This window comes from Polaromonas sp. (assembly GCF_029945925.1).
In the GTDB taxonomy this organism is placed as follows: Bacteria; Pseudomonadota; Gammaproteobacteria; order Burkholderiales; family Burkholderiaceae_C; genus Polaromonas.
Genome location: NZ_JAQSDN010000001.1, coordinates 74,524 through 84,936 on the forward strand (window position 1 = coordinate 74,524; position 10,413 = coordinate 84,936).

Sequence of the window (10,413 nt, forward strand, 5' to 3'; positions counted from 1 at the left end):
TGCACAGCCTCCGGGCAGCGAAGCGGAATCGGGGGCTTTCCCCGCATTCCGCTTTGCCGCATCCGGGGCACAGGAATCCTTTCCACTGAACACGCAATTCCATGGCTATCAAAAAAGACTACTACGACACGCTGGGCGTTCCGAAAAACGCCAGCGATGAAGACATCAAGAAAGCCTATCGCAAGCTGGCGATGAAGCACCACCCTGACCGCAACCAGGGCAGCGCCAGCAAGGCCTCCGAGGAGAAATTCAAGGAAGCCAAGGAAGCCTACGAGATGCTTTCCGATGCGCAAAAACGCGCCGCCTACGACCAGTACGGCCACGCCGGCGTCGACCCGAACCGCGGCGGCGGTCCCGGTGCGGAAGGTTTTGGCGGCTTCGCCGAAGCCTTCGGCGACATTTTTGGCGATGTCTTCGGCGGCCAGCAAGGGGCACGCGGCGGCCAGCGCGGCGGCCGCCAGGTCTACCGCGGCGGCGACCTCAGCTACGCGATGGAAGTCACGCTGGAAGAAGCGGCCACCGGCAAGGACGCGCAGATCCGCATTCCGAGCTGGGACGACTGCAACACCTGCCACGGCACCGGCGCCAAACCCGGCACCAAGGTGGTCACCTGCACCACCTGCCACGGCCACGGCGTGGTGCAGATGCGCCAGGGCTTTTTCAGCGTGCAGCAGACCTGCCCGCAGTGCAAGGGCACCGGCAAGCTGATCCCCGAGCCCTGCGTCAGCTGCCACGGCGTCGGCAAGACCAAGACCACCAAAACCCTGGAAGTCAAGATTCCCGCCGGCATCGACGACGGCATGCGCATCCGCTCCACCGGCAACGGCGAGCCGGGCACCAACGGCGGCCCGCCGGGTGACCTCTACATCGAGATCCGCCTGAAGAAACACGACATCTTCGAGCGCGATGGGGACGACCTGCACTGCGTGGTGCCCATCGGCATGGCGACGGCTGCCTTGGGCGGCGAGATCGAGGTGCCGACGCTGGCCGGCAAGGCCGCCATCGACATCCCCGAAGGCACGCAGACCGGCAAGCAGTTCCGCCTGCGCGGCAAGGGCATCAAGGGTGTGCGCTCCAGCTACCCCGGCGACCTGTACTGCCACATCACGGTGGAAACGCCGGTCAAGCTGACCGAGCACCAGCGCAAGCTGTTCAAGGAAATCGACGAGTCCCTGAAAAAGGGCGGCGCCAAACACTCGCCCACCGAAGAAAGCTGGACCGACAAGCTCAAGGGCTTTTTCAGCGCCTGAGGTCAGGCCGCAGGCCGCTATTGAAAATATAGCTGCCTGCGCCCGGCTGGCAAGGGCTGAGGCCACTTTTCATTCAAAAAAACGGTGCGGGGCATGGCCGGGTGGCACCACCCGGCCGCCGGCCACCGCAATTTTTCTCCATATAAAACACCGGCGCAGGCGGGTCATGCATGACCCGGCCTGCGATTGCGCGGGCGCTGGCATATAGTGCCTTCTTCCCCTCTTTTTCTCCCCTCCTACCCACAAGCCCCATGAAAACCAAAGCAGCCGTCGCCTGGAAAGCAGGCCAACCCCTGACCATAGAAACCGTTGACCTCGAGGGCCCGAAGTTCGGCGAGGTGCTGGTCGAGATCAAGGCCACCGGCATCTGCCACACCGACTACTACACGCTGTCGGGTGCGGACCCGGAAGGCATCTTCCCGGCCATCCTCGGCCATGAGGGCGCGGGCATCGTGGTGGATGTCGGACCCGGCGTGACCAGCCTGAAAAAGGGCGACCACGTCATTCCGCTGTACACGCCGGAATGCCGCCAGTGCAAGTTCTGCCTCTCGCGCAAGACCAACCTGTGCCAGCTGATACGCGGCACCCAGGGCAAGGGCCTGATGCCCGACGCCACCAGCCGCTTCAGCCTGGACGGCCAGCCCATCTTCCACTACATGGGCACCAGCACCTTCAGCAACTACACGGTCGCGCCCGAAATTTCGCTGGCCAAGATCCGCGAGGACGCACCGTTCGACAAGGTCTGCTACATCGGCTGCGGCGTGACCACCGGCATTGGCGCGGTGCTGTTCACCGCCAAGGTCGAGGCCGGCGCCAATGTCGTTGTGTTCGGCCTGGGCGGCATCGGCCTGAATGTGATCCAGGGCGCCCGCATGGTGGGCGCCGACAAGATCATCGGCGTGGACATCAACCCCGCGCGCCAGGAAATGGCGCGCAAGTTCGGCATGACCCACTTCATCAACCCGAAGGAAGTGGACAACGTGGTGGACGCGATCGTGCAGCTCACCGACGGCGGTGCCGACTACAGCTTCGAGTGCATAGGCAACACCACCGTGATGCGCCAGGCGCTCGAGTGCACCCACAAGGGCTGGGGCCGCAGCATCATCATCGGCGTGGCCGAGGCCGGCGCCGAGATCAGCACGCGCCCCTTCCAGCTCGTCACCGGCCGCAAGTGGGAAGGCTCGGCCTTCGGCGGCGCGCGCGGCCGCACCGACGTGCCGAAAATTGTGGACTGGTACATGGACGGCAAGATCAACATCGACGACCTGATCACCCACACCATGCCGCTCGAAGACATCAACAAGGGCTTCGAGCTGATGAAAAGCGGCGAGTCGATCCGCGGCGTGGTCCTGTACTGAACGGCCTTCCCATGGACAGCCTCCAGCCGCTTCGCCACATCACCGCCGGTGTGCTGGACGTGGCCCTGTACGAGACCGGGCCGGCGGACGGCCCGCCCGTGTTCCTGATGCACGGTTTTCCCTACGACATGCACGCCTACGCCGAGGTGGCGCCCCTGCTGGCGGCACAAGGCTGCAGGGTGTACGTGCCTTCCCTGCGCGGTTATGGCGCCACGCGTTTTCTCAGCGACGCCACGCCGCGATCGGGCGAGCAGGCGGCCCTGGGCGCCGACCTGCTGGCGCTTCTGGATGCGCTGGCCGTGCCTCGCGCCGTGCTCGCGGGTTACGACTGGGGTGGCCGCGCGGCCTGCGTGGTCGCCGCCCTCTGGCCGGAACGCTGCGCCGGCCTGGTGTCGCTGAACAGCTACAACATCCAGAACATCGCCAAGGCCATGGTGCCGGACACGCCGGACAACGAGCACAGTCTCTGGTACCAGTATTACTTTCACAGCGAGCGTGGCCGTGCGGGCCTGGCGGCCGACCGGCGCGCCTTCTGCCGGCTGCTCTGGAAGCTCTGGTCGCCGACCTGGGCCTTTGATGATGCCACCTTCGAGCGCAGCGCCGCCGCCTTCGACAACCCGGACTTTGTGGAGGTCGTGATCCACTCCTACCGCCATCGCTTCGGCCTGGTGGCCGGTGACCCCGCGCTGGCCGACATCGAGAGCCGCCTGGCGGCGCAGCCAGCCATCACCGTGCCCAGCATCACCTTCGACGGCAGCGATGACGGGGTGCGCCCACCCGCTGCCGCCGCACAACACGCGCGCCTGTTCACCGGGCCGCGTTCACACCGCATCGTGCCCGGCGCCGGCCACAACCTGCCGCAGGAAAAGCCGCAGGTGTTTGCCGACGCCGTGCTTGAACTCGTGCAGCAGCGACTCCAGACATGAACACAAACCCCGAACTCCTCAGTGAACACGCCTGCTTCGGCGGTGTGCAGCGTTTTTATCGGCACGCCTCCAGCACCATCGGCCTGCCGATGAAGTTTTCGGTCTTCCTGCCGCCGCAGAGCGCGATAGACGCCGCCGGCGGCTCGGTGCCCGCGCTGGTCTACCTGGCGGGACTGACCTGCAACGAGGAAACCTTCATGGTCAAGGCCGGCGCGCAGCGCCTGGCCGCCAGCCTCGGCCTGGCGCTGATCGCGCCCGACACCAGCCCGCGCGGCGCCAACCTTCCCGGCGAAGCCGAGAGCTGGGACTTCGGCGTCGGCGCCGGTTTTTACCTCGATGCCACGCAGACACCGTGGTCGCAGCACTACCGCATGGAAAGCTACATCACCGGCGAGCTGCTGCCGCTGCTGACCGGCACCCTGCCCCTGAACGCCAGCCGCATCGGCATCTTCGGCCATTCGATGGGCGGCCACGGCGCACTCACGCTGGCGCTGCGCCACCCCGGCCTGTTCAAGTCGGTCTCGGCGTTTGCGCCGATCTGCGCGCCCAGCCAGTGCCCCTGGGGCCACAAGGCCTTCACCGGCTACCTGGGCACCGCCACCGCCACCTGGTCGGCCCACGACGCCACGGCCCTGATGGCCGCGCTGCACACCGCGCCCTACCCGGGCGGCATCCTGATCGACCAGGGCCTGGCCGACAAATTCCTCGCGCAGCAACTGCACCCGCAATTGTTCGAAGCCGCTTGCGCCCAGGCCGGCCAGGCCTTGCAGCTACGCCGGCACGCGGGCTACGACCATGGCTATTACTTCATCGCCACCTTCATGGCCGACCACCTGGATCACCACGCCCGTCAGCTGTCGGAATGAGAGCGCGCCCGGGCAAAACTCCATTCAACTCCTGCGCGGTATGTCACCGATTCAAAAAATGCTGCTTTTACCTGGTGCCGGCGAATTGAACTGACTCAGGTCCAGCTCGATGGCTGGCGGTCAAAGCCCAGGACGCGAGGTCACAAACAAGGTGCAGGGGGACTGCCTGCACAACCGTCCTGCGCAGACTTCATTTGTTCTGCCGGTCCATGCCGTTGATCAACACAGGGCGACGTGATGCGCCTGACGGTGTTGACATGCCGTCGTCCGCGATTCCCATCGCTCCGCAATCAATGCAGTTGCGGCAACCTGACCGGGTAAATACGAGCCCTGTTGATCGGCTTATGCGTCCTGGTGTACAGACTTGAAGCAGCCTCCCTGTGAGGATGACCGGTCGCAGCCAACGACACGTGGTTTTGGCGTCTCGTGCCTGGGATCCCGTATAGCGGTCCGACAAACGCCACCACCCCGCACGATGACCCGCTTCTTTATCGCCAGCAGCCATGTTCACATCGACTAAAGCCCTGATCCGGCTGCCGATATGACCCCATTTCTCTCCCCCTACGCACCGAACTTTTAGGAGAAGATCCTTCCTGACCCGTGTTGATATTTGGGAGGCAGCTACATTTTCAGGAGCACTCTGCGTGGACCGGTTACAAAGACTAAACTGCAACCATTGAAGCGAGCACAAGATATTTAGCCGGAACAAGAGACGATCATGACCGAAGGAAAAGAACACAAAAGCAAAGGTCAAACGGAGTCAGCGCCAGTTGACGCTGAGGGCAGTGACGCGCAAAACACGTCCGGCACCGGCTTCACCAGCTTTCCGATTGTGGGGATAGGCGCGTCGGCGGGCGGGCTGGCCGCGTTTGAGGCCTTCTTTTCCGGCATGCCTCCAGATGCCGACCCCGGGATGGCCTTTGTGCTGGTGCAGCATCTGGCGCCAGACCATAGCAGCATCCTCGCTGAACTTGTCCAGCGCACCACCCGCATGAAGGTCATGGAGGTTGTGGACGGCATGGCCGTGCAGGTGAACTGTGCCTACATCATTCCGCCCAACCGTGACATGGCGTTTTTAAACGGCACACTCCAGTTGCTTGAGCCTTCAGCGCCGCGCGGCCACCGGTTGCCGATTGACTTTTTGTTTCGCTCACTGGCGCAGGACCAGCGCGAACGGGCGATTGGTATCGTGCTCTCCGGCACTGGCAGCGACGGCACCCTGGGCGTGCGGGCCATCAAGGGCGAAGGTGGCATGGTCATGGTACAAAACCCCGACTCCTGCGAGTTTGACGGCATGCCGCGCAGCGCCGTGGCCACCGGCATGGTGGACTACGAGCTCCCGCCGGCCGAGATGCCGGCCAAGCTCATGGCTTATGTGGCCCAAGCCTTTGGCAGCCCCCCCGGCCTGCCACCGACACGGCACCTGTCAACGAAAACGCGTTGAAAAAAATCTTCATCCTGCTGCGGACCCAGACCGGCCACGATTTTTCCCAGTACAAGACCAGCACGATCTACCGCAGAATAGAGCGGCGCATGGCCGTTCATCAGGTCGATGTCATTGACAGTTATGTCAAGTTTCTGCAACAGACGCCCGTAGAGGTCGAAGCATTGTTTCGCGATCTGCTGATCGGCGTGACCAATTTTTTCCGCGACCCGGAAGCCTTTGAGGTGCTTGAAAAGCAGGTCATCCCGAAACTTTTTGATGGCAAGCCCGCGGGCGCCGTGGTTCGCGCCTGGTCTGCCGGGTGCTCCACCGGCGAAGAGGCTTATTCCATTGCCATCCTGCTGCAAGAACGCCTGGAACTGCTCCGGCAAAGCTTCAAGGTGCAGGTCTTCGCCACCGACATTGACAGCCGCGCCATTGCCACGGCCAGAGCTGGCATCTATCCTGCCAGCATTGTTGATGACATTTCACCGGAGCGATTGGCTCGCTTTTTTACCGTCGAGCCCGATGGCAGCGCTTACCGCGTGCACAAAAGCATTCGCGACATGCTGGTTTTTTCCGAGCATGATTTGATCAAAGACCCGCCGTTTTCAAAACTGGACCTGATCAGTTGCCGCAATCTCATGATTTACATGAGCACAGACCTGCAAAAGAAGCTGATTGCCCTTTTTCACTACGCCTTGATGCCGGGTGGCATGCTTTTTCTGGGCACGTCGGAAACCGTCGGTGAATTTGGCGAACTGTTTGCCGTGCTGGATCGCAAGTCCAAGGCCTACCAGCGCAAAGAGGATTTTCAGGGCGAGAAGCGCGCAGCGCTGGGTCGCTTTCTGTCGCACCGGCCGACCGCGACAGCCAGGGAGGTCGCGCAGCCGCTGACGGCTGGACAAGCAGTGCCCGCAGCGAAGCTGTCCTTGCGTCAATTGACCGAGCAAACCCTCTTGCAGCAGGTCACCCCGACCGGCGCACTCGTCAATGGCCAAGGGGACATCCTTTACCTGCACGGCCGTACCGGCATGTTCCTCGAGCCGGCCCCAGGCGATGCGGGCATCAACAACATTCTGAAAATGGCGCGTGAAGGGCTGCGACGCGATTTGACCACGGCCCTGCACAAAGCGGCGAACAGCAAAGAGCGCGTGCATGCCCAGGGCCTGCGAGTCAAAACCAACGGCCATTTCTCGCAGGTCAACCTCACCGTCTGCCCGGTGGTGCATGGGTTGGCCGCTGCGTTGGAGTCGCCCCTGTTCGTGGTCATCCTGGAAGAAGCACCTGCAGTTGAAGCGCACGCAGGGCCAATCGTCGCCAGCCAGGAGGGCCGCAGCCTGGATGTCAGCGCGCAGATTGCGGAGCTCAATGAAGAGCTGCAGGCCAAAGAAGAGCACCTTCATTCCGCCAACGAGGCGCTGGAAACGTCCAACGAAGAACTCAAATCTTCCAACGAAGAAATGCAGTCGATGAACGAGGAGTTGCAGTCCACCAACGAGGAGCTTGAGACCTCCAAGGAAGAGCTGCAATCCATCAACGAAGAGCTGGCCACCGTCAACACCGAGCTGCAAACGAAGGTAACGGACCTGTCGCGGGCCAACAATGACATGAACAATCTGCTGGCGGGCACCGGCATTGCCACCGTCTTTGTAGACCTTGACCTACGCATCCTGCGTTTTACCCCCCCGGCTACGCTCATCATCAACCTGATCCGGAGTGACGTGGGCAGGCCTGTGGGCCATATTGTTTCCAACCTGGTCGGCTACGACCGCCTAGTGGCAGACGTGCAAACAGTGCTGAAAACACTGATCCCCAAAGAGGTCGATGTTCTGACTGAGGAAGGCAAGTCCTACACCTTGCGCATCCTGCCCTACCGCACGCTGGAGAACGTGATCGAGGGCGCGGTGATTACCTTTGTCGAAATCACCGAGATTGTCCGAACGCGCGAAGCGCTGCGAAAAGCCAACGAGCTGCTGCGTCTGGCCGTGGTGGTGCGGGATGCGTTTGACGCCATCACCGTGCAGGACCTCGATGGCCGCATCCTTGCCTGGAACCCCGGCGCGGTTCGTATGTATGGCTGGACCGAGCTGGAGGCGCTGAAGATGAACGTGCGCGACCGGATTCCGGCAGCGCTGCAGGAACAAGCCCTGGCCAGCGTGCGCCAGCTCAGCCAGGCGGAGACGCTGGAGCCCTGCCAAACCCAAAGGATAGCCAAAGACGGCAGCATCAAGGCGGTATCGCTGACCTCCACCGCCTTGGTGAACGAGTCGGGTCATATGTATGCCATTGCCACCACGGAGCGGACAAAACAGCCAAAAACCGGTTCAAACACGGAGTTGCGCGATGAAAGCGCCGGATAAAACGACCGGCAACGACACTTCCGTGGCCAGCGAAGGCCATGCCCTGCGGCAGCGGGCTGAAGACTTGGCCCGTAGAAAAAATCCGCTATCGTCACAAAGTCTGGAACCCCTGTCGCCTGAAGCGATGCGACAAACGCTTCATGAGCTGCAAGTTCATCAAATTGAGCTGGAGATGCAAAACGAAGAGCTCCGGCATGCGCAATTTCAGCTGGACACCGCCAGGGCACGCTATTTCGACCTCTATGACCTCGCCCCGGTGGGCTACTGCACGGTCAGCGAACAGGGGCTGATTCTGGAAGCCAACATCGCCGCTGCCACGCTGCTGGGCATGACCCGAAGCAGCCTTGTCGGACAGCGTTTCAGTCGCTTCATCGTCAAACCGCAGCAGGACAGTTTTTACCTGTACCGTCAACAGGTGCTGGCGTCCGGTGAGCCCCGTGTCTGCGAGCTGCAGATGGCAAAAAGTGATGGCACGCCCCTTTGGGTCACGCTTCAGGCTACCGCCCAGAACAACGCCAGCGGCGTGCCGATGCTCCGCATCGTGCTGAGTGATATCACCGAGCGCAGGCGAACAGACGATGCCCTCCGGGAATCCGAAGCGCGCTATCGCAATTTGTTCAACTCCATGGACGAAGGATTTTGCATCATCGAAGTGATTTTTGACGATCACCAAAAGCCGGCCGACTACCGCTTTCTGGAAGTGAATCCACCGTTCGAAAAGCAGAGCGGATTGCATGGGGTAACGGGTAAAAGGATTCTTGAACTTGTGCCGGATTTCGACGCGTCCTGGATTGAAATCTACGGCAAAGTGCTGCGAACAGGCGAGGCGATTCGCTTTGTGAAGGAAGCGAAAGTGTTGAACCGCTGGTTTGAGGTTTATGCCTTCCGGATCGGCGAGCCGGAAAGCCGGAAAGTCGCCGTCATCTTTAACAACATCACCGAAAGAAGGCTGGCCGACGCAGAGCGGGAACTGCTGGGTCATGCGCTCCAGGACAAGAACGCCGACCTGGAACGTGCAACGATCATTGCGGAAAAAGCCAACCGGGCAAAGTCGGATTTTCTTTCCAGCATGAGCCATGAGCTGCGCACACCGCTCAGTGCCATCCTCGGGTTTGCCCAGCTCATGGAGTCTGGCTCGCCGCCGCCGACGCCCGCTCAGAAGCGCAGCATTGATCAAATTCTTCAGGCCGGTTGGTACCTGCTGGAACTCATCAACGAAATTCTTGATCTGGCCTTGATCGAGTCCGGTAAGTTGTCGCTTTCGCAGGAACCCATGTCGCTGGCGGGCGTCATGCAGGAATGCCGGGACATGATCGAGCCGCAGGCAGCCAAGCGCGGGGTCAGCATGCGCTTTCCCGCGTTTGAAATACCTTGCTTTGTCAGAGCGGACCGCACACGGATGAAGCAGATTCTTGTCAATCTTTTATCCAATGCGATCAAATACAACAGGGTCGGTGGAACGGTCAAAGTGAAATGCATGGTGGTCTCACCAGGGCGCATCCGCATGGGTGTCGAAGACACCGGCGAAGGCTTGAGCCAGGAAAAAATAAGCCAGCTTTTTCAACCTTTCAACCGCCTTGGACAGGAAGCACAGGCAGAAGAAGGCACAGGCATAGGTCTGGTAATGACCAAACGGCTGATCGAACTGATGGGGGGCGCCATCGGCGTCGAGAGCACTGTCGGCAAGGGCAGTACGTTCTGGATTGAAATGGACCTGATGACTGAACAGCAGACTTCCGAAGCCGCTGCTCAAGCCCAAGCTCAGGCTGTTGCCCAGTCTCGGGGTCCTGCGCCATTGCGCACCCTGCTTTATGTCGAGGACAACCCGGCCAACCGGCTACTGGTTGAGAACCTCATGGAGCGTCGCCCCGACATGCGTTTGCTGTCAGCACGGGACGGCAACAGCGGCATAGCGATTGCGCGTGCGCGCCTGCCCGATGTCATTTTGATGGACATCCATCTGCCCGGCATCAGCGGCATCGAGGTGCTGAAGATTTTGCTCAAAGATCCGGCAACAGCACACATTCCGGTGCTTGCCCTCAGCGCCAATGCCATCCCTCACGACATAGACAAAGGTCTGGAAGCCGGTTTCTTTCGCTACCTCACCAAACCCATCAAGATTGACGAGTTCATGGCTGCGCTGGACGAGGCCCTGGAATGTGCAAAAGCGGTATCAGTATTTTCCAATTCAGGTATGAGCCTGAAGGGCGGTTGATGCGGCGATCTG

The 10,413-nt window shown here is 61.3% G+C and carries 7 protein-coding genes; all 7 read left to right on the plus strand.

The genetic code is table 11. The features are described from left to right. The first annotated feature begins 101 nt into the window (after positions 1–101). The 7 genes from dnaJ (at position 102) to PSV40_RS00400 (ending at position 10,401) form a co-directional block, all read left to right on the plus strand. Complete coding sequence (gene dnaJ, locus PSV40_RS00370) at positions 102–1,250, plus strand: molecular chaperone DnaJ (protein WP_300533003.1); 1,149 nt, start codon at positions 102–104, stop codon at positions 1,248–1,250. 251 nt (positions 1,251–1,501) lie between these two features. Next, positions 1,502–2,608 carry an S-(hydroxymethyl)glutathione dehydrogenase/class III alcohol dehydrogenase gene (locus tag PSV40_RS00375; protein WP_300533005.1) on the plus strand — a complete coding sequence of 369 codons (1,107 nt, stop codon included), beginning with the start codon at positions 1,502–1,504 and terminating at the stop codon, positions 2,606–2,608. A gap of 11 nt (positions 2,609–2,619) precedes the next feature. Then, positions 2,620–3,534: an alpha/beta hydrolase gene (locus PSV40_RS00380; protein ID WP_300533007.1), complete on the plus strand. Its 915-nt coding sequence runs from the start codon at positions 2,620–2,622 to the stop codon at positions 3,532–3,534. Next, positions 3,531–4,400 carry an S-formylglutathione hydrolase gene (gene fghA, locus PSV40_RS00385; protein ID WP_300533009.1) on the plus strand — a complete coding sequence of 290 codons (870 nt, stop codon included), beginning with the start codon at positions 3,531–3,533 and terminating at the stop codon, positions 4,398–4,400. The genes PSV40_RS00380 and fghA overlap by 4 nt, the downstream gene beginning before the upstream one ends. Before the next feature lie 718 nt (positions 4,401–5,118). Further along, positions 5,119–5,844 carry a chemotaxis protein CheB gene (locus PSV40_RS00390; RefSeq protein ID WP_300533011.1) on the plus strand — a complete coding sequence of 242 codons (726 nt, stop codon included), beginning with the start codon at positions 5,119–5,121 and terminating at the stop codon, positions 5,842–5,844. Continuing rightward, complete coding sequence (locus tag PSV40_RS00395; protein ID WP_300533012.1) at positions 5,841–8,186, plus strand: CheR family methyltransferase; 2,346 nt, start codon at positions 5,841–5,843, stop codon at positions 8,184–8,186. Before PSV40_RS00390 ends, PSV40_RS00395 begins: the two co-directional genes overlap by 4 nt. Further along, positions 8,170–10,401 carry a PAS domain-containing hybrid sensor histidine kinase/response regulator gene (locus PSV40_RS00400; RefSeq protein WP_300533014.1) on the plus strand — a complete coding sequence of 744 codons (2,232 nt, stop codon included), beginning with the start codon at positions 8,170–8,172 and terminating at the stop codon, positions 10,399–10,401. Before PSV40_RS00395 ends, PSV40_RS00400 begins: the two co-directional genes overlap by 17 nt. Positions 10,402–10,413: the final 12 nt, after the last annotated feature.

Coding starts and splice junctions, on each gene's coding strand:
- dnaJ (WP_300533003.1), top strand. CDS start 102: ATGGCTATCAAAAAAGACTACTACGACACGCTGGGCGTTCCGAAAAAC.
- PSV40_RS00375 (WP_300533005.1), top strand. CDS start 1,502: ATGAAAACCAAAGCAGCCGTCGCCTGGAAAGCAGGCCAACCCCTGACC.
- PSV40_RS00380 (WP_300533007.1), top strand. CDS start 2,620: ATGGACAGCCTCCAGCCGCTTCGCCACATCACCGCCGGTGTGCTGGAC.
- fghA (WP_300533009.1), top strand. CDS start 3,531: ATGAACACAAACCCCGAACTCCTCAGTGAACACGCCTGCTTCGGCGGT.
- PSV40_RS00390 (WP_300533011.1), top strand. CDS start 5,119: ATGACCGAAGGAAAAGAACACAAAAGCAAAGGTCAAACGGAGTCAGCG.
- PSV40_RS00400 (WP_300533014.1), top strand. CDS start 8,170: ATGAAAGCGCCGGATAAAACGACCGGCAACGACACTTCCGTGGCCAGC.